This window comes from Ktedonobacter sp. SOSP1-52 (assembly GCF_016587395.1).
In genome coordinates, this window is sequence record NZ_BNJH01000001.1 from 1,801,059 (window position 1) to 1,821,562 (window position 20,504).

The 20,504-nt window shown below is 55.1% G+C and carries 14 protein-coding genes and 3 pseudogenes; 5 read left to right on the forward strand and 12 right to left on the reverse strand.

The window, feature by feature from the left end; genetic code table 11:
- Window positions 1–26 precede the first annotated feature (26 nt).
- Window positions 27–1,217: a hypothetical protein gene (locus JMJ16_RS08320; protein ID WP_236601266.1), complete on the reverse strand. Its 1,191-nt coding sequence runs from the start codon at window positions 1,215–1,217 to the stop codon at window positions 27–29.
- Window positions 1,218–1,570: 353 nt separating this feature from the next.
- Between JMJ16_RS08320 and JMJ16_RS08325 the strand changes: the two genes are divergently transcribed.
- Together JMJ16_RS08325 and JMJ16_RS08330 are read left to right on the forward strand one after the other, a co-directional pair.
- Window positions 1,571–2,590 (forward strand): LacI family DNA-binding transcriptional regulator, encoded by a 1,020-nt coding sequence (locus tag JMJ16_RS08325; RefSeq protein ID WP_201380203.1) that lies wholly within the window; start codon window positions 1,571–1,573, stop codon window positions 2,588–2,590.
- A 239-nt stretch (window positions 2,591–2,829) separates the two neighbouring features.
- Entirely contained in the window at window positions 2,830–5,388 is a 2,559-nt protein-coding gene (locus JMJ16_RS08330) for a PAS domain-containing sensor histidine kinase (RefSeq protein ID WP_201380204.1), read from the forward strand.
- Window positions 5,389–5,693: 305 nt separating this feature from the next.
- Here JMJ16_RS08330 and JMJ16_RS08335 read toward each other — a convergent pair.
- Window positions 5,694–6,131: pseudogene (locus JMJ16_RS08335) on the reverse strand (transposase); the annotation flags it as partial.
- Window positions 6,132–7,357: 1,226 nt separating this feature from the next.
- On the opposite strand from JMJ16_RS08335, the gene JMJ16_RS08340 reads away from it, so the two are divergent.
- Window positions 7,358–8,005 carry a hypothetical protein gene (locus tag JMJ16_RS08340; protein WP_236601268.1) on the forward strand — a complete coding sequence of 216 codons (648 nt, stop codon included), beginning with the start codon at window positions 7,358–7,360 and terminating at the stop codon, window positions 8,003–8,005.
- Window positions 8,006–8,543: 538 nt separating this feature from the next.
- On the forward strand, window positions 8,544–8,915 hold the full coding sequence (locus JMJ16_RS08345; protein WP_201380206.1) for a hypothetical protein: 372 nt from the start codon (window positions 8,544–8,546) through the stop codon (window positions 8,913–8,915).
- A gap of 367 nt (window positions 8,916–9,282) precedes the next feature.
- On the opposite strand, the pseudogene JMJ16_RS53780 reads toward JMJ16_RS08345, so the two are convergent.
- The 10 genes and pseudogenes from JMJ16_RS53780 to JMJ16_RS08395 form a co-directional block, all read right to left on the reverse strand.
- Window positions 9,283–9,537, reverse strand: a pseudogene (locus tag JMJ16_RS53780) (response regulator); the annotation flags it as partial.
- 33 nt (window positions 9,538–9,570) lie between these two features.
- Window positions 9,571–11,860 (reverse strand): annotated as a pseudogene (locus JMJ16_RS08355) (PAS domain S-box protein).
- Window positions 11,861–12,418: 558 nt separating this feature from the next.
- Window positions 12,419–12,799, reverse strand: coding sequence for a hypothetical protein (locus JMJ16_RS08360; RefSeq protein WP_201380208.1), 381 nt, complete (start codon window positions 12,797–12,799; stop codon window positions 12,419–12,421).
- A gap of 22 nt (window positions 12,800–12,821) precedes the next feature.
- Window positions 12,822–13,454, reverse strand: a complete 633-nt coding sequence (locus tag JMJ16_RS53785) for a hypothetical protein (protein WP_236601271.1) — start codon at window positions 13,452–13,454, stop codon at window positions 12,822–12,824.
- Window positions 13,451–15,247, reverse strand: a complete 1,797-nt coding sequence (gene ltrA, locus JMJ16_RS08370; protein WP_236601272.1) for a group II intron reverse transcriptase/maturase — start codon at window positions 15,245–15,247, stop codon at window positions 13,451–13,453. The genes JMJ16_RS53785 and ltrA overlap by 4 nt, the downstream gene beginning before the upstream one ends.
- A gap of 416 nt (window positions 15,248–15,663) precedes the next feature.
- Window positions 15,664–16,434, reverse strand: coding sequence for a hypothetical protein (locus JMJ16_RS08375; RefSeq protein WP_236601273.1), 771 nt, complete (start codon window positions 16,432–16,434; stop codon window positions 15,664–15,666).
- Between the two features lie 174 nt (window positions 16,435–16,608).
- Window positions 16,609–18,000 (reverse strand): aminotransferase class V-fold PLP-dependent enzyme, encoded by a 1,392-nt coding sequence (locus tag JMJ16_RS08380; RefSeq protein WP_201380210.1) that lies wholly within the window; start codon window positions 17,998–18,000, stop codon window positions 16,609–16,611.
- Window positions 17,979–18,503 carry a GNAT family N-acetyltransferase gene (locus JMJ16_RS08385; protein WP_201380212.1) on the reverse strand — a complete coding sequence of 175 codons (525 nt, stop codon included), beginning with the start codon at window positions 18,501–18,503 and terminating at the stop codon, window positions 17,979–17,981. The genes JMJ16_RS08380 and JMJ16_RS08385 overlap by 22 nt, the downstream gene beginning before the upstream one ends.
- Window positions 18,496–18,846, reverse strand: a complete 351-nt coding sequence (locus JMJ16_RS08390) for an NIPSNAP family protein (RefSeq protein ID WP_201380214.1) — start codon at window positions 18,844–18,846, stop codon at window positions 18,496–18,498. The genes JMJ16_RS08385 and JMJ16_RS08390 overlap by 8 nt, the downstream gene beginning before the upstream one ends.
- Window positions 18,847–19,020: 174 nt before the next feature.
- Window positions 19,021–19,461: a rhodanese-like domain-containing protein gene (locus JMJ16_RS08395; RefSeq protein ID WP_201380216.1), complete on the reverse strand. Its 441-nt coding sequence runs from the start codon at window positions 19,459–19,461 to the stop codon at window positions 19,021–19,023.
- A 141-nt stretch (window positions 19,462–19,602) separates the two neighbouring features.
- Between JMJ16_RS08395 and JMJ16_RS08400 the strand changes: the two genes are divergently transcribed.
- Entirely contained in the window at window positions 19,603–20,481 is an 879-nt protein-coding gene (locus JMJ16_RS08400) for a LysR family transcriptional regulator (protein ID WP_201380218.1), read from the forward strand.
- The last annotated feature ends 23 nt before the right edge of the window (window positions 20,482–20,504 follow it).

The following is a 20,504-nucleotide window of genomic DNA, read 5'->3' on the forward strand; positions in this document are numbered from 1 at the left end:
CTTCTGCTCATTCGCCAACAATATCACTAACCGGTGGTTGAGCACAAGGCCCCCTTGCGCAGCCGAACGAGGGCTCGATTTGACGGCTGCTTCATTGTTGGAACAGACGGCTGAGCGTCTTTCCTTCGTCGTCCTCGTCGCTTGGGCTCAACCCATGCAGGAGGCGCGACTTGGTAGTGCAAGAGCTCACTCACACTCCAGAGGTGATCGGTCAACCCAGCTGCCATCGCCGGCGTCACGACTCTGCCCTCGTGCGTCGGCTTGGAAATCTCGTGGTGCTCCCAGCAGAAATTGTAGGTGGTGCCAAGCAGGTACATTCCCGTCTCCAACGGACGTAGGCGGTGAGCGCCCTGACGACATTTGCGCGTCAAGGTGGCAAACCGCTGACGCATGGTGGCATTCAAGCGTTCAATGAAGGCGGTGTTGAGCACGTTGCCTCCTCTCGACTGCTGCAAGAGCCTCTCGGCTTCCTCTTGTGAGCCATGTGACATGGTGCGTGTGACCTCGACGACGCGTTTCTTCTGCGTTCGCTTGATGACGGTCCCAATATGCAACTCTGGCCAGAGGCACAAGCGAGCGCGTCCTCGTCCCGGTGTTTCTTTGACCTTTTCACGAAAGGCTCGCTTGATACTGCCTGGGTACGCCGACCAGCCGTCGGTCAAGACCAGCAGCGCTTTCAGGGACTGCCCACAGCGTCGTACCTGTTGCAAGAGCCGATCAGCCAGAGCCCGATCACGGGTGAGTGAGACGGTCCCGGCCAGCCACAGGCGCGTCTTGACCATCATCGCTAGACCCATCCACGCCACCATGTTGGAACCTTTGACACGAATCTCATCCGCCTGCACGTGTTGCAGATCCAGCTGTGCCGTTTCTACAACATCCTGATGCACGCGTTGGCAATGCATTCCGGCCCGATCTCGCCAGCTGGCCACGGTTCGTTCATCCAGGCCAAAGGCATGAACAATGGCTTGAAGGGGACATCCGTACGAGAGCAGCGTCACCACGATGACGACCAGCTCAGTTGGCTTACGCAGCCCCTCCAACATGGTTCCCTTTCGAGCACTGAAGGTCTTACGGCAACGCGTACAGCGATAGCGCTGCCGCTTGCGGTCATGAATGACGATGGTACCTGCCCCGATTTGCCCTCTTGCGCAATACGTCGAATTGGGGCAGAATTGTTTCGACGGCTCCATTGAGGGAAATATGGTCTTTTGCATATCCATATCTTGTCAATGGAGCCTGATGTTTGCAAGTCTCTCCCACTTTCACCAGTTAATGAAGTCCTACCGTTCGTTGAACGTACTGCGACATTGAGGGCAAAAGAAGGTGGAATACCCGAGTTTCGTTTTCTTCGCTCGCTTTTTGGTAACAAGTGCAGCGCAATGGTGACACTTCATGGGCTCATGTTCCTCGCTCCCTTCTCTTGATACGATCAGCATACCAGAAAGAGGGCTTCTCAACCAAGATGTAGTTTGAGTTCTGACAGAACCCTTTCCGCCTGACTGTAGGTGAAATTGCATTATTGCTTGAGCTTGACAGGCGTGATTGTAATCGATTACACTTATTCTCTATGAGAAACAAACCTTTATCCGTCACCATCAAAGATGTGGCTCAGCTTGCGGGGGTCTCCAGCGCCACCGTTTCGCGTGTTCTCGCTCATCAGCCACATGTGACTGAAAAGGTACGCCAGCACGTTCTCAACGCAGTGAACGAACTGCACTATCAGCCGAACCGTGTGGCGCGCAGCCTGCGGTTACAACGGGCCAATATTCTTGGTCTGGTCGTCGCCGATGTCCAGAACCCCTTCTTCCTGGCCATTGTGCGTGCTGTTGAAGACATTGCCATAGCTCACGGCTATGCCGTGTTTCTCTGCAATGCCGATGAACAGGTCGAGAAGGCAAAAATGTATATCGATCTCATGCTAGCTGAAAACGTCGCTGGTGTGATCATTGCCCCCTCGCGAGCAGAAAACGATCCTTGCCTGGCATGCATCGAAGCGGGCATTCCCGTCGTGTTGATTGATCGCACATTGGAGGATGCACAAACAGATACGGTGATCGTAGATAATTGTCAGAGCGCCTTTCGGCTTGTCAGTCACTTGATCGACGATGGCTATACCCGTATCGGTGCCATCTTTGGCGATCTGCAGGTCTCGACTAATCGCGAGCGACGCACAGGATATGAGCAGGCGCTTCTGACGCACAATCTCCCTTGCGCCGCCGAACTGGTGCGGCAGGGCAAACCCATTCAGGAAGTTGGGTATCAGTTGACCTGTGAGTTGCTGGGTCTACCAGAACCACCACAGGCCCTCTTCTGTGGGAATAATCTGCTCACCAAGGGCGCCTTACAAGCGCTTCACGATCGGCACTTACGTATCCCGGACGATATTGCGGTCGGTGCCTTTGACGAGAGCGATTGGACCTCACTGATGCAACCAGCACTGACGGTGATTGCTCAACCAGCTTATGAAATCGGCACAACAGCCACCGAGTTCTTGTTGCAGCGCATTCGAGGTGATGAACGTCCTCCACGAGAAGTAGTGCTCAACACGGCATTCCATATCCGCGGATCGTGCGCCCATCATCGCTAGCCAGCAAGAGCGCCCAAACGTTTTTCTCTCACTCCTGGATGACTTCGGGAATGTTCCTTGATTCAGCGTCGCTATCTCTTGTCAACCAGCAGACAGCAGGCAAAGAAGAGGGAGATCCGGAATCAACACGGGTGCTGTCAGAGGATCTGCAACGGAAAACCACCATTGTGTACTGTCAGAGCAAGAACGCTGCTTTCTCACAAGGGATTGACCCATGTGAAAGGGATACAGGCTAAGATATGTGTACTGAAAAGCCAGCAGCATGCGTTGCTCTCGCATCCAGCTGCCCATCCATGCATCTCCTGGAGACGCTTCCTTACGCGCTGATTGTCCTTGATAAGACCGCAACCATCCTGTATGCCAATGCGAAAGCCACAACTATGGTTGGGGGAAGCAAGCACGAACTGGCTGGTAGTGTGCTCTGGCAGAGCGCACCACACCTCGTGACCACCACGCTCTACCAGGCAGTGATTACCGCTCTCCGTACGTGCCAGCCGCTTGAAGTCGAGTATCATGTTCCAGATCTGCAGGCCTGGTTGCATGTGCATGTCTCACCGATCAGTGAGGGCGTCGCTGTCTTTTTCTTTGAAGACACGCAATCAATGCGGTTGCAGGGTGCCCTTCGCCAAAGTGAACGCAAGTATGAGGACCTCCTGGAGAGCATTTCTGACCGTGTTGCGATCTTGACTCCCGACGGACTGGTCCTGGACATCAATCAGCGGCCCTTACGGGATGCCCAGGTCCAACGCGAGGAGGTGGTTGGTACCCCGTTCGCGGAAACGCCCTGGTGGTCGTATGATCGTGCCGCCCAAGCGCAATTGTGCAGAGCAGTTGCGCAAGCCAGCGGGGGAGAGACCGTGCACTTTGAGGCCAGAATACGTCCACAAGAGGGGTGGTATCTGGACCTTGCAGTGACGATGACCCCGCATCTGGATGCTAACAGGCACGTCGAGTACCTTATCTATACAGGCCTGGATATCACTGCGCGCAAGCGCGCCGAAGCAGAAACCCATGCCCTGATTGATGCTCTCCCCCAGTTGGTCTGGACCGGGCGGCCAGATGGGTATATCGACTCGTATAGTCAAAGCTGGTGTGACTACACAGGCATGACCATCCAACAGGCACAGGGAGAGGGGTGGATGCTGTGTACGCATCCCGATGACCAGCAACGTGTCCTGGCGGTGTGGCAACACGCGGTCCAGACAGGCAGGCCGTATGAAACAGAACAGCGGTTGCGCCATGGCACAACCGGAGCCTATCGCTGGTTCCTGATGCAAGCAATGCCGCTGAGAGATGCGCAAAGCACGGTTCTGAAATATGTTGGCACCTGCACCGATATTGAGGACCGGAAACGGGCGGAGCAGCAGCTCAAAGAAAGCGAGGTGCACTGGCATGTGCTGGCCGAAACCATGCCACAAATCGTGTGGATAGGGGAACCGGGTGGTTCGAAAGAGTACTTCAATCAGCGTTGGTTTGACTATACACATGCCACGTTTGAGCACATGCGGGGCGCTGGATGGCTTCAGTTCTTGCACCCCGATGATCATGAGCGAACACTGGCTCTTGGGCGTCATGCGCTTGTAACAGGTGAACCCTATGAGATAGAAAATCGTTTCAAAGAGGGCAAAACAGGAACATATCGCTGGTTTTTAAGCCGCGCGTTGCCGATGCGTGATGAAACAGGTCAGATCGTCAAGTGGTTTGGCACCTGCACAGATATCGACAATCAGAAACGCGTCGAAGAGGCCCTACGAGAGAGCCAGGAGCGCGTGAGTGCCTTGATGAACTCGAGCATTATTGGGATCACTGTCCTCGAAGGGGAGCAGATTGTGGATGCCAACGACACCTTTCTGCGCATGACTGGCTATACCCACGAAGACTTGCGTACCGGGCGCATGAACTGGATGTGCATGACAGCTCCTGAGTATCTCGCTCGGACCCAGCAAGCGCATCGGGAGCTTGCCACCCAGCAGTCGATGACGCCTTATGAGAAAGAGTATGTGTGTAAAGATGGCAGTCGCCTTCCGGTGCTTGTGGGTGGAGTCGTCTTACAGCATCACTCATGCCAAAATATCACCTTTGTGCTGGATAACTCGGCGCGCAAGGAACTGGAACAACGCAAGGATGATTTTATCAGTATGGCCAGCCATGAACTGAGAAACCCGCTCACCGCCTTGAAGATGCAGACCCAACTGGTGCGCAAACGACTGGAAAAGCACTCCCAGCACGAGGCGGCCACCGCGCTTGCCCGGGTGGAGGGTCCCGTCAAACAACTCGAACGTCTGATCAGAGAGTTACTGGATGTCTCCAAGATCCAGGCAGGCAGGTTGGAGTATCTGCAGGAGACGGTCGATCTTGAGGCGTTGCTCCATGAGGTGGCAGACACCATGCAGCAGCTACATACGACGCATACTATGGTGATGCGTGGCACGGCACCCTGCTCCCTGGTCGGAGACAAAGATCGGCTCGGACAGGTCTTCACCAACCTGCTCAGCAATGCCATCAAGTATTCTCCTGGTGCAGAGACCGTCGAGATGGATCTCTCCGCCTTTGCTGAGACCGTCACGATCCGTGTACAGGATCATGGCCTGGGCATCCCACGAGAGCAGCGCGACAAGATTTTTGAGCGCTTCTATCGGGCCGCAGGTCCCCGGCAGAGAGCGATTCCCGGCTTGGGCATGGGACTCTACATTGTTGCGGAGATCGTCAAACACCATGGGGGAACCATCACGGTGGAAAGCGAGGTGGGAAAAGGATCGACCTTTACGGTCACCCTTCCCATGAGGAGGGAGGCCTGAGCGGGAAAAAGCGACGCACGGTAGGAGTATTGCCAACTTGTTTGTAGGAATAGGAATGGGAGTTATTGCTGAGAATAAAAGAGGAAAGACGTTACAGAGCAACAAGAGGCTTGGGATGTTCAGCTGTTAGCCAACCATTTTCACTCCAGTTCTCTCATTCCATTGATGGAATCGGTTTGTAAAGGAGCATGGTACTCCTGAGCACTCAGACGGGTATTGTCAACTTGATGAAATAAGGGAAGAGCTTTTTAAGGAAGAGGCAAGAGAGAGAAAAGAAGCAGAGTATCAAGGAGGTGAATTCGGGCTTATGCGACTGTTTTCCTTCCAATTACCTCATTCCACATCTGGAATCGTTCCTGCATAATGGTTCGATACTCCCTGGCTCGGAAACGATGTCGTTTGGGACGAAAATGATCAGAGATCAAACCAAAAGCAGAGAGAAAGCGTTACACGTGACCAGGGGATGTGAAACGTCGCATAGTACGTTCACGTTGCCGTGTTGGCTGGTGCGAGTTCTCCACTTGATTCTTCAAGCCCTTGTGCTGGCGATGCTCGACGCTTGGCATAATGTCTTTCTTTGCAGCCCCATAGCTGGCCAGTTTGTCTGTAATAATCACTCGTGGCACGTGTTGAAGCCCTTTGAGCAGTTTGCGAAAGAATTTCTTCTCTGCCTGTTTGTTGCGCCGACTCTGCACGAGGATATCCAGCACGTTGCCATCCTGATTGACGGCTCGCCAGAGGTAAGGCTTCTGCAGGAGGTGCTTGATTGATGCTGGTGCGCTATACAAGTGTTTTGAAGTGTTTTATACTACAGACTAAACCCCACACATATGTTGGGTGTGATCCATGTTTTTGGCGAAAGAGTGAGTCCTTGTGACTTGCTCTTTTTTTCTCGAAGCGCGTGGCTTGAACGGCCGCAGGGGAAGCGGTGGGTGCGGCGGTGTGATTTCCCCTGGCCCAGAATCCGAACCCACCGAGAAGGATTGTCCCACACAGGGCAAGCGCCACAACCGTGTTCATGACCCCCTCACGTTCACAAGCGAGCAAGGCAACAGGCCTTTTTCAAAGTAGAGGTGCAACGATCTGTACAAGAGCGGCATTCTATTGCCATTTTTCGCAATGATCCTGTTTGAAATGCGCAACGAGCCGAAGGGAAGGCTGGGGAGTATCAAGGAGAATGCCCAGACGCAGCCTGATGGAATGAAGGGATTTGTGGCATGAGCGATACGAACAGGGAACATCCGCCCCAGGACGACATTGGTCTTGAGATGGTACGTCGCGACTGGACGACCTACCATGACCAGACCCGGTGGATCCTGGAGAACATGCTGACCTGATGGTTGCTGCTCCAGCGCGATCGAGGTCACGAGCACGACCACCTCCCCTCCGTTTCAGTGCTGCTTGAACAGAGGGGTTGCCTGGCTTACGAGATGTGCAATGAGCTAAGCGCAAGAAGAGCTTTGTCTTCAGGCCGAGTAAAAACCAGGAGGGATCTGCTGATAGTGCGAAAGAGGCATCTGTTCCTTAACTCCTTCTGCTTCCACCCCCTCTGATTGTGCTCTCTTCTCTCAGCTTTTCTCTCGCCAATCTCAGCCGTTTTGAGGAGGGGACCCCGCCTGGGGAGGCGATGACGGAAAGTTGTACACAACGAGATGTATCTATGACTGAAGTGGCTCTCGAACGTCCTTCATTGCTGTTATGCTTTCTGTGAAGAAGTGACATTCCCCCCTCTTGTCAACAAGCAAATGCTGTGGCCAAGATGGCTTCTGAAGCCGTTTCGCACTCTACCAACTGTATGCTGCTGCAATCTCGTTGCGCAATCCGTGGGTTCAGCGCGTTCAAGTACATACCCAATTAGGGGGAAGTATGTCCCACTATAATTGAAATATAGAGGTTATCTAAACTTCTCCGGGATAGCACCGTGCGTCCCGTTTCATGTTCCTTACACGACCACACGAAAGGAGCAGATATGTCCTATCTTTTACATTACATACGACGAACCATCATGTCCGCTCGTCAACATCATAGGCAACTGCACATACGACGAACCATCATGTTTGCTCGTCAACATCATAGGCAACTGCAGGGAATGCTCCTCATCGTTGCTCTCCTGGCCAGCATGATCCTGCTTGCCCACTCCCTCGCTATCACCCAGCAAACGGCAACGCACTATGCACCCTCGTTACATCCATCTATCGGCTATCCACATGGTGCTAGTTCCCCCGCTGCCGTTCCGCATAACTCGACCCCCCAGGTCGCCTCCTCGGATGGCGCTAGCTCCCCTGCTGCCGTTCCGCAGAACTCGACCCCCCAGGTCGCCTCCTCGCATGGTGCTAGCTCCCCCGCTGCCGTTCCGCAGAACTCGACCCCCCAGGTCGCCTACCCGCATGGTGCTGGCCTCCTCAATATGACCTATCCTGGGTGGACTCGCTCCTATCATCGTCTATCCTGGCGACAGCTCATCCATCGCCTATCCTGGCGACAGCCCATCTATCGTCTATCCTGGCGACAGCTCATCCATCGCCTATCCTGGCGACAGCCCATCTATCGTCTATCCTGGCGACAGCTCATCCATCGTCTATCCTGGCGACAGCTCATCCATCGTCTATCCATCTAGCGGCCCTTCCGCTCAGCTGAAATAGCAACCTGTCACGCAGTGTTGTTGGAAATATGCAGAATCCCGTCGGTTCCGTTGCGACCAGTGAATTGTCACAAGCAGTTCACTGGTTTCTTTGTCTTCAAAGACCCCTTTGAGCATACCCACATTGGGCACGAATACCAGGCGGGGTTTGAGTGCAGGAATCATTTTCAGTTCGGTATCGTAGTAGAACCCCTCTGGCCCCATCTGGATGTCCAGATGTTGACAGTGGAGATGCAAACAGGTCCGTCGCTGGTGCCGTCTGCTCCAGTCTCGCCAGAAAAATGAGCCAGTGTGAGGTTGGGACTGCGAGAGGAAGCGCTTCCGGAAGGACATACGATAGAAGAAGAAGGATGAGACCTGTCTCAGACAAGAAAAGACACGTCTAGGACGGCTTGTAGAGTGAGTATGAAGCGTAGGTGTGTGGTGTGTCTCCCACACGACGAGAGAGCAGCAGAGAACGTTCCTGGTAGAGCCAGGAATAGCCTTGAGCTGGTGACGAAGCAAGGAACTCTCGATGACGCCAAAGCACCAAGAGATCATAGATACGACATTGCAGGCGATCCAGACGCGCGAGCGGCAGTACTATCGTGCGCTGAGTCTTCCTCCTGAGGAGCCATTTCGCAGGAGGAGTATCGAGCAGTTGCGTGCCAGTTTGCTGGGCCAGAAATTGTGTTGGATTGCGGAGTACGTGGAGGGTTACCCCGCTGCGGTTCAACCAGAGCGACGAGAGCAGGAGTGGGGATGGCGCGCAGTTGAGATCATTGGTGGCATGCGCAGGGAGGTCTACCAGGTGTGCTCGGTCGTCTATGGTTCAGCGCTGGATGGGAAAACCTGGTTATTCCCAAAGGGATGCCAGCACACGGGAGTAGGAGGTTTGGTGGTGTAGATTGTGTAATTGCACTGGAGTAGATGTGACTTTGCACTGGAGTAATGCTGAGTTTGCATTGGAGTGTGTGGTGCTGTTTTGGAGGAAGCAAACGAAAGGTGATATTTCTTGTGTACTCCAGAAGAGCGCCACACTCATCAATAATGGCCTTTGCTTCTTCCAAACCATTGAGAGGGAGGCACTATTGAGAGGAGGTGTTGTGACACTAACAGCATGTGTACAGGTGCTCAACAGGTGATTCTAGAAAACCAGAGCAAAATAAATGCGTCACGTCTTTTGTTCTGATTTTCTAGAAACCACAGAGGTCGTCACGCTCACAGAAGGAGAGCATGATAGCCTCTGTATCCTATTTTAAAAACGAATCTCCTTAAAGGACAAGCAGTTCTGCGATCAGTTGCAATAGTGCCTCCAGGTCAAAGGGGTTCTGCAGTGTTCTCAGATGACCTAGGGCACCGTTTCCTTGTGGCAAATCAGCACTCATGAGGAGAATGGGGCACTGCTTCCCACCTTCTCGGCGACGCAGGTGCTCGGCAAGTTCCAGCCCATTCATCCCGGGGAGTTGGTAATCGAGCAGAAACAACGCAGGCGTGATGGTTGAAAGCATCATCAGCGCTCTCTCGCCACTTGAAGCAAGATAGCCTTGATAGGTCGTCTCCTACTGTAACGTTTCCAGCAGCAGGTTCCCAAGCACGGGATCATCTTCGACAATGAGAATACTCTTGACAACGCCACCCTCGCTGCACACCTGTTGTTGGGAAGTCTTCATGTGCGTTCCTCGTGTTCTTTTCCGGGGAAGCATCACCTGAAAAGTTGACCCTTTTCCCGGTTCGCTTTCGACGGTGATGGTCCCCCCATAGTGTTTCACAATCTCCGCGACAATGTACAACCCCATGCCCAGGCCGGGGATCGCCTTCTGCCTGGGATCAGCGACCCGATAGAAGCGCTCAAAAATCTTGTCGCGCTGCTCTCGTGGGATGCCCAGGCCGTGATCCTGCACACGGATCGTGACCGCATCTTCGGAGACGGAGAGATCCATTTCGATAGTCTGGGCATGAGGAGAATACTTGATAGCATTACTGAGCAGGTTGGTGAAGACCTGTCCCAGCCGGTCTCGATCCCCAAGCAGGATGGCTTGCACGGTACCCCGCACCAGGATGGTATGGCTGGGATGCGTTTGCTGCATGGTGTCGACGATCTCCCGCAGCAAAGCATCGAGATCCACCGATTCCTGCTGATACTCGAGCTTGCCCGCCTGGATTTTGGAGACATCCAGCAAGTCTTCCACCAGCCGGGTGAGTTTGTTGATCTGGGTTTGCATGCTGGAAAGCGCCGAAGCCTGGAGGCCTTGCTTCGTCAGTTGCCGGTGCAGCAAGGTCGTGTGCAGTTTCAAAGCGGTGAGGGGGTTCCTCAGTTCATGGCTGGCCATGCTAATAAAATCATCCTTGCGTTGTTCCAGTTCCTTGCGCGCCGAGTTATCCAGCACAAAGGTAATCACCTGGAATGAGTGATGCTGTAAGAGGACCCCGCCCACGAGCACGGGAAGGCGACTGCCATCTTTGCACACGTATTCTTTCTCATAGGGTTCACCCGTTTCCAGTGAGCGATCCCGGACTGCGCGCACGTGGTCATACTCCTCTGGATGCAGGAACTGACGCCAGCCATACCCTCGTAACTGCTCTGGCGTCGCATGGAAATAGTTCGCAAACCGTTGATTCCAGTCTTCCGTCAAGCCGTCCGGTCCTGTGCTCCACACCAACTGCGGCACCGTTTCGGCGAGCACGCGCAAGTGCTCCCGGCTTTCTTTGAGTTGCTGCTCGGCCTGTTTCCGGTCCTCGATGTCGGTGTTGGTGCCAAACCATTTGATGATCTGGCCTCTTTCATCATGTACCGGCATGGCGCGGGCTAAGAACCAGCGATACTCCCCGGTCGTCCCATGGCGCAGGCGCAGTTCCGTTTCATACACCCAGCCGGTCTGGACGGCGCGCTGCCACGCGGAGCGGACGCGTTGCCGGTCCTCAGGATGCAGACACTGCATCCATCCCTCCCCCTGGGCCTCTTCGGTGTTCAGGCCGGTATAGTCGCGCCAGCGTTGATTACACGAGTCCTGAGAGCCGTCGGATCGCCCGGTCCAGACCAGCTGGGGGATAGCATCGATGAGGGCATGGATTTCCGCTTCGGCGCGCTTGCGCTCAGTGATGTCGGTCCCGACATAGACGAGGTACTTGACGTGGTGGTCCACGTCCCTGCGGGGAATGATCGTTGCCTCAAGGTGAAGGTCCATCCCTTCCCTGGGGTGAACCACCGTCTCGAAACGCACGGTTTCTCCCCTGCTGGCTCGCGCGATGGCGGCGCGGAGCTGCTCTTGACTGGGAGGAGAACAGGACCACCACCGGGCTTCGGCGAGCGGTTTGCCAATCACCTCCTCACGTCGGATGTGCGCATCGTCTAACGGGACCTCATTGATCTCCAACACAATCCCCTCGGGGGTCAAGACCCCGATCCTGGTATGCAAGCCATTCAGGTCATCGATGTAGAGACGCTTGCCTTGGGGAAACGTCTCCTGGCGTTGGGCTGCTGTTCTTGCTGCTCTCCCCTGGTGAAACTGCAGCAGAAGCCCCCCCAACCGTCGGAGCGAGTTGCACGTGCAGCCAGGTCTGGGTCACGGGAGAAACATACTCCACTTCGCTTGGTACTCGGGTCTGGGTGGTCTTCTGGACGGCCTGGTAGAGCGCGGTGCTCACCAGTTGTGGAGCGCAGCGCCAGAAGGGGTTCCCCAGGAATTGCTCTCGTGATGCGCCGAGCATGGTCTGCGCGCTGGCATTGGCATACACAATCGTGGTGGCGTCATCGACGACAAACAACGCATCAGGAAGCGTCTCAAGCGTGCTAAGGAGCGTTTCACGCGATGTGAGCATGCTTGACTCGCTGCTTTGTGGATTGAACATCATGCTGTCTGTCTCCCTTTCACATATCCCCATCCCTGGTGACAAAGATGTTTTCCCGCTTTGAACCTCAAGAAATATCATGCAATGGAGATGATCCCTCTTCTGTCACATCGGTTGGAACAAGCTATAAAAAAAGTGTGTGTATGCAATACGTGCGTTTCTCGGAGAGGCCAGGAGCAATGAGCATCTGCCCCGGGCCCTTTCAGGGGCTGCTTTTAGGGCTCTCCGTTGCAGCGCTTATGTACAACGGAAAACCGCCTCTCCAAGAAAACACATGGTGAAGGATGGTTCTGTCGGCATGATGGTATCTCCCTTCGATGCTCTCGAGCAGAGCCAGGGCACCGCGTAGAGCCTTGTCCATCTGCTGTGGATCTTGTAACGCTCGTGCCCACGTGTTGCGCAACGAGATAACCTCAAGCAAATGGGTCACCAGAACCCCCATTGACCCAGCATCAGAACGAAGGTCGAGAAAGGCGCTGATCATCGAATTGCATCCATCAAAGAAAAGCCATCAGGAAAGAGCAGCGTCGAGGCAAGAAACACCATCCGTGGCGGTGGTTAGGCAGTAGCAAGCAGATCAAAGCCAAAAGAGGAAGCAAAGGTGGCTGGCAGTCCGTGAAGTGTGACGACCAGTCGGGAAGCGTCCGCTGGACGGGCATTGCGCGCCAGGCGCTGTTGCCAGGAGAGACGCCAATGCGCGTGCTCCGCTCGGGTCCAGACCTTCTCGGTGGGCGCTTTTGCGAGTGATGGCGAGAGCGGAGAGGAGCTTTCCAGGCAGACGGTTTGGCTGCGAACCACTTTGAGCCAGGTTCGCCGGATGCTACAGCGCGGCCAGTCGCGCCAGAGCATTGGAGCAGAAGCAGGCGGTGTTCTAGTCGTATCGGGAGGAGGCGAGGAATCCGAACGAGAAGAGGAGAGCGGCCACAGCACCGCACTCACTCGCCGGGGTTTCAGCGTCGTGTTACTCTCCTGGCACCGTTTCCTGGCCGTAGGGGGTATGGGAGTACCAGCGATCCATATCTTGCTCCTCGTCCTCATCGGCCAGGACGGTTTCAAACGAGCCGCGATGCAGGTACAGATCGAGCACATCCGAAGCCGTAAACATCAGGGAGGGAAGCGTACTGACAAACAACTCGTAGACCATCCCATCGCGCTCAGTACCCACAGCGGGAGATGAAGAGGTTCCCGCATGGGTCGCGACCACCAGGCGCACCTCGGGTCCACTGGGCGTCAAGGGCACGGACGCACAATCGTAAAGAGAGCGCTGCATACCGCTCTCTGGATGAGTGCTCACATGATCTGGGGCACGGAGCAGTCGAGACTTCACCATCTCTAGATCCAGCAGGTGGTAGGCACGACTTCTGGTAACGACACTGAGACCAGCCGAGAGCACATCAAGCAGAGGCGCAGCGTCGCCATACAACCCGTCTAACCGCACGAGGATGGAGGCGGGAGAAAGCCCAAGCTGTGTCGCATAACTGGTGATTACCCCGACCGCTCGTCGCAATCGGGTAGCCGGGCGGGCATTACTGCCCGCCAGCCCCCTAAGAACTGTACGAGCACCTTTCGGCGCATACAGCTCAAGCCCTCTCAAGGCACCTTGTCGGCACCCGGCTTCGTTCTTTTCAACTTCTGGTAGCGTACTCGCTCATGAGAGTAGGGGTGGAGCAGGAGCAGATTCGACAGGGTGTCCGTTCCCCCATAGACACGAGGATGAATGTGAGACAAACTCCATCCGCTTTCCTTCGTAATTTTCTGGTCACAGATCGGACACTTCCCTTCCTGCTCTCTCCACAAGGCAATCAGCTTTCGCCGTTTGAGCCAGTGTTCATTCCACTTCGCGCCCAAACGAGCGTCGAAGTAGGCTTCATATTCTGGGTCATACGGATTGGCTGCGCCTTTGATCAGATAATGTCGTCGGATGGAGATTCTGCTGGCTCCCACCAGGTGGATGGTCAGCATCTCCCCCGTCTTTCCTTCGACTTCCCCTGAGAAGACCCACTTGCGAGTGCCGACTTCGTGAAAGTATTTGTCTTTCACCCATCGTCGTCCTTTCGCGGGGTGTCTTCGTTTCGCCCATTGCCAGAGCATCTCAAAAATGGCATGATCCACGTAGCTAAAGGTCTTTGAACTTACCACATGCCGGTGATACATCGCCCATCCCCCAATGATCGGATTCAATTTGGCGATGAGTCTTCCTGCTGTGGCTTGCTTGTGATCCTTGATGACCTTTCGGACGTTCTCTAAGAGCGCTTGCACGTTTTTCCTGGCTGGCTTGATGAGAAGCTTCCCCTGGTACTTGCGTGCATGTTGTCCGAGGAAGTCAAATCCATTCTCAATGTGCGTGATGATCGTCTTTTCCTGAGATAGTTCCAGACCTCGTTCACGCAGAACCCCTTCCACTAATGGCTTCACCTTTTGTTCCAGGATCTCTTTTGATTCTCCTGAAATGATGAAGTCATCGGCATACCGTACAAGATGAATTTTCGCTAATTTCCCTTTCCGCGTTGTTGGAGGAATAGCTTCCTTCAACGCACGCTCCAGGCCATCGAGCGTCCTATTTGCGAGTACGGGTGAGCAACTCCCTCCTTGAGGAGTTCCTGCATTTGTAGGGTAGAGAATGTGTTTTTCCATGAATCCAGCTTTGAGCCATTTCTGTACCATCGCTTTTTCCATTGGAATATGGGTGTAGAGCCACGTATGAGAAATCGCGTCGAAGCAGCCTTTGAGGTCGCCTTCCAGCACCCATTGCGCTGAGGTTTGTTGTGCAAAGATATTGAAACAGTGCGCGATCGCGTCTGCGATTGATCGTTCTTTGCGAAACCCATAGGAGCCGTGATCTGCTTGCGTCTGCGCCACCAGGTCAAGAGCCAGGAGGTAGAGAACCTGCATAGCACGACACTGCATGCAAGGGATGTCTAATGGGCGTTTCTTGCCATTTCGCTTAGGTATGTAGACGCGCCTGAGCGGTTGAGGATTGTATCCTCGTTGCTTGAGCGCGACTACCGCCTGTGATTTCTTTTCTGGAGTGTCCCAGATTACCTGATCGACTCCAGGAGTCGTGCTCCCATCGTTGTCTGTCACTCGTCGAACAGCAAAGGCTTTGCCGCTAAACGAGTGGGTTAACAAGCGTTGCAAAGCTTTCACTTTGCCCCACCTGCCTTTCTTTGTCGCCTTCACAATCCTCGCCTGAAGCCGACGCACGTTGTGGGTGATAGCCTTCCAGTCAAGGTCGTGCCATCCTGCCACGAGGTCGTGGGAGGCCGCACCAGTTTGTGCAACCGTGATCTGCTTTGCCTCCTTGATCGGTTTGTCAGTGTTCTTGTGAGAGAGGACCAGATGGAAGTCTGCCCGCTTTCGCGTGGGGTGATCTTGCTTATCACTCAACCCCTATCCGCTCGATTACCGAGTGGCCTTTGCTTTCTCCATCCTCTTGTACCCACATTCCCATCGGCTTCCCTCGCGGGTCGCTTTCCTGTTGCCAGGAGAAATATGGGCTTACCACGTTTCGTTCTTTTGCCAGAGTGGGGAAGGTTCACCCTTTCCGCCGGGAGGTTTGTGTGTTCACGAGGGGAGAGCGAACAGCTCCCCTACCACCTCCGTTCCCATTTTGGGTCAAGCCTGTCAGCATCTTTGGCTTGTTTACCGTTACGACGTTTAAGCAGGTGTTTGCATGCGCTAACCATTCCACTCAATCCTAGCTCCTTACAGCATTGATGCTTGCAGTTGCATCGTCTTCTCGCGATTCCGATGCCAGCCTTTCGGCTGCGGCTTCATTGTCCCCAGAGCTTCACACGGTTGCGTTACCACACCGCATGTCTGGGTAGGATACTCCTGGTGAAGCAGGAGGTCTCATGACGGAAGAACCGTCGAGACAGCCAAAAGAGCGACTTTCGTGTCGCACGTTCGCCTCTGTAATCCCCGTTGCCGGGGCCACCAAACGTGCCAAGAAACTGATGTGTATGAGCCAGGAGAATCACTGTCCGGGTACGAATAACTTCTCCTCGCTTCCTTCCGTGATAGCCCGGTGCACACACCTGATCAAACCGACGATGAGGAGCAGGCAAGGCATCGGTCTGCGGCAGCGCCCGTTGGCGGGCCGCTTGTCGTGTTCCATCCACATCGACGACAAGCCACTGCCCGCTTGCCCGGTCGAACAGGCCCCCAGGAGAGGGAAACGGTTTGCGCGCAAGCAGGTCCTTGTGAAAGAGCGTGCGCAGGGCTTCCACGGTCGGCTGATCAAGGTCAGCAAGAAACCGGGACAAGGTCGAGCGATGGGGCAACCGATTTCGCCCAAACAAAGCCATGAACGGCTCGGCCCAAGGAGCGAGCTGTTCGTAAAAGGCCTGCAGAGTCGGCTCTCCTGAAATCACATAGCCGATCAGCGCCGCAACAAAATCGATGAGGTCGTATTGACCAAAACGGGCGCATGCGAAGCGCACCTGTTCAGCGATGGCTTTGAGGATTCCCGCATGCGCGAGGACCTGTGCAAAAACTGCCACCTCTCCCATCCAGGATGGCAGGGCGGGTTTGGACTCCGGCGTCATCTGGATGTGTACCGAAGCATGCGTCATATGAGGAGGTCTCCTCCTCGTTTGCAAAGATCTGCCTCTGGTATCCGTAGCTCCCGCGAGACGGATAGGTACTCATGACTTCCGAGATACCTATGGATCGCTTCCCTGCTGAATGGCTTGCCTGGCCTGGCGGCACGGGAGAAAGCGATGCGTTGGTATCAGGTCCATGTTTCGCTACCGTTTCTGTTGACGTGCATATTCGATCTCCTCCAGCAAACAGGTAAGATCCGACTCATTGGTGTGGAAGCTGGTGATGCAGGCTCGCAGGACGCGCTCCTGGTTGCCCAGCACCACATCTGAGATCCAGACACGGCCACGCTCAGAGATGGTGTGAAGGATCTCACTGGTCGAACGCCTTCCTTGCCTGATATCGGGATGGGTAAAACAGACTACTGGCAACTTCGTGTCATTGACCACGTTCCAGCCAAGCTGACGTAGCCGTTCGCGCAAGGAATCCCCTAGGTGGGCCTGGTGCTCGATCAGCTCTGCGTAGCCGCCCGTGCCCAACTCGGCCAGGGCCATGAAGACCTTGAGACCAATGGCCCGACGCGACCATTGCGCAGTCGTCGCGTAGGGATCGACCGTATCATCAGCAACTGCATCTGGCATATACGAGGTGGTAATGGCAAAGGCGCGTGCAACCGCTTCGGGATGACGACAAAAGAACATCCCCGCTCCCATCGGCACACTGAGCCATTTGTGAGCATCCCATGTAATGGAGTCGGCTTGTTCAATGCCTGCAACTATGTCCCTTAGCTGCGGAGAGAGCACAGCGCTGCCTCCCCAAGCAGCATCGACATGGAACCAGAGTCCATGTGCTGTGGCGACCTCCGAAAGCTGCTCCAGGGGATCGACAATCCCGGCGCTCGTGGTCCCAGCTGTCCCTACAAGCAGCAGCGGGGTCCAGCCTGAAGCACGATCAGCCTCGATCTGAGACTGGAGGGCATCGATATCCATCCTCAAACGGCTGTCTGTGGGAATCTCACGCAGCGTATCGGTGCCCAGGCCAGTCATGCGCGCTATCTTCACGAAAGAATGATGTGTCTCGCTGGTCAGATAGATCGCAGGCCGACGATGTTGTCCGAAGAGACCCGCTTCGCTCCATTCTGGGACGCGGCTTACCAGGGCAGCGAGCACTGCGGACAAGTTTGCTTCCGCTCCCCCAGTCGTGAAATTCGTGTGGAGTGTCTGCGTATCGAAGCCCAGTGCCCGCGCGAAACGGCGCAGGGTTACTTGCTCCAGTTCATTGGCTGCCGGCGCATGCGACCAGGCGGCGAGTTGCGGGTTGTACAGTGCCACCAGCGCGTCCGCGAGAATACTGGCCTGCCGCACGCTTGGATTGAACAGCCCAAAATAGCGGGGATGGGTGACATGGACTGATCCCTCCCGCAGCAAACAGATCACGTCTTCGGTGAGGATGTCCAGCGGGACGGGCGTGTCGAAGGAATAGCGACGCGCGAGTTCCGTCCGGATCTCCTCTGGACGCACCTGTGGTGAGACCCGCATTGTGCGAATCTCCTCTGGAAACTGTTCGATCTCCTGGATCAGTCGGAGCAAGGCGGACATGTGTTTTTTCCCCTTTCCGTTGCAAGAAACGTGTCAAACGCCTCTCTTGCGAAAACAAAGCGGACTTTCTGTTTGCCGATCGCTCCCAGCCGCTGGTAAAAGCGGATCGCGTGTTCATTCCACTCCGGCGTTTGCCACTGCACATTGACGCAGCCGAGCTGGCGCGCCAGGCGAGCGATTTCCATCATGAGCAGACGCCCCAATCCCATGCCGCGAGCTTCTTCTCGCAGGTAGAGGCAATCCATATGCAGAAAGGAAGCGGCATCCCAGGTGGAAAACTCCTGGGTCGCCGTGGCGTATCCCAGCAGGTGACCGCCTTGCTCGACGACCCAGGCGTACAAGCGTGGGGGAGTTGCGAAGAGGGCACGGGCAAGGGCCTCCACTTTGCCCTGTGGGTCATATCGAGCACCTTCATAGGCAGCATGTTCTCCGCACAAATCGATTACTGCTTCGAGATCATGGCGGGAAATGGGGCGAACGCAGCACCTCTCGTAGTCAAGCATGGGCTGGGTCCTCTTCGGCGTTAGAAGCATCTTCGCCGCTTCCAAGAATGGGGCGCAGAAAGGCACGTTCGTAACTGAGGATGCAACGAGTCGTTTCAGCGAGGGCGAATGCCGCCTGGCATTCCTCATCGGTCAGTATCTGTTGCCGATAGGTTTCATAGGCAGCCAGGCTGGGAAAACTGAAGAGCGCGATGGCAATATTGTTCGCTCCCTCATGAGGGAGAAAATACCCATGGTGGTTTCCTCCAAAGCGGTTCACTAGCGGAATCCACAGGCGTGCGTAGGCTTCGAAATCTGCCACTTTGTACGGATCAATGATGTAATGTAAATAACACGTAATCATCTTCAAACCTTTCTTTCGCAGCGTCGGGTATCAAGCACTGGGTTGGATGGCTTGATACCCGCGCGGACGGGAAACGTTTTCCTTCGCAGTGCCGTGAAGATCAGCAGGTCAGGATCATGCCTCTGCAAAAGGAGGGACGGAAAAGGGGTGGAAAGGCATGCAATGTGATGCCCGCTACCGAATGAGCGGGGCCTGCTCCCCAAGCGTCCCCTCCACTGGCCCGCCTTCGCGCCGCCAGTATTCAATCCCTCCGAGCATCTCTTTGACCTGGAAACCCAGCGCGCTTAGTCTGGCTGCGGCCTTCGTGGCGGCATTGCAAGCGGGGGACCAGCAATAGGTCACCATAGGCAGTTCTTTGGAGAGATGGGCGGTAGACTCGGCGGTAATCTTGCGGTATGGCAGGCTGATGGCTCCGGGAATGTGGCATTCCTCGAAATCCTGGCTGCCGCGGGCATCAATGAGCAGAAAGCCGCGCTGCCCACGCTGCAGATCCAACATCACATCAGAGGCGTCCGTTTCGACCGAGAGTTTGGAGAGAAAATGGTAGTGGGCTTCTTCGGGACTGGCTGGCGGCGTCTCCAGGACTAACGAAAAATGGGAGGTAGTTGTAGTCATAGCGATACACTCCTTGTGCTGTCGTAAGAATTGGACGAAGACGCACCGCATGGTGCATCTGTACTCTACCATAGACTTTTCCATCGCTGGTAGCTATACTTTTTGATGGGAAGTATCAACATCTTTGATGGAGAGCGCCTGATGGATTTTATTTACTTGCAAACCTTCTGTGAGGTGGCGAAGTGGGGGAACTTTACGCGAGCCGCAGAAGCCTTAGGCTATGCCCAATCGAGTGTGACCACGCAGATTCAGAAATTAGAAGAGCAGTATGGAGTGGTCTTGTTTGAACGCGCTGGCCGAACAATGCAGCCAACCCAGGCCGGGGAGGTGCTCCTGCCCTACGCTCGGCAGATCTTAGCCTTGCAGGCCGAGGCCAAAACACAACTCTCAGAACAACAAACCGGCACGCTGACGATTGGCACCATTGAAACGCTGGCGGCCTTCTACCTGCCCCCGATTCTCCAGATGTTTCGCGAGAGGTATCCCCGAATCACGTTGGCCTTGCATGCTGGCAACGAAGCTTCGATTGTGCGGGCGGTGAAAGAAGGAGAGTGCGATCTCGGTCTGATTCTTGATCGCCGCTCTGCAGATCCAGAGCTGGCGTGTCTCCCGCTCCGCAAAGAGGCGTTTGCCGTGATTGTCCGGCCAGACTCTCCCTACAGCCAGTTGTCGGAGATTACCGTCCAGGATCTCGCGCATGCGCATTTTATCCTCACCGAAGAGGGGTGTACCTATCGGGCCTTCTTGCTCCGCACGCTCAGACAGTCTCATATTCCTCACCATATTGTCTGTGGATTTGGCAGTCTCGAAGCCATCAAGCAATGCGTCATGTGCGGACTGGGCATCGCCTTCTTGCCGTGCGTGACGGTGCAGCAAGAAGTTGCACAGGGAAAGCTCCAGGCAATTCCATTCATTCACGAGAGCCATCTCTATACCCAGGTGATGTACCTGCAGAGCAAGTGGCAATCTCAAGCATTTCAGTGCTTGCTGGATCTGATGGCTCCGGACGTGCAGCCTTGAGTGGGTCCGGCTGATACCGCAAC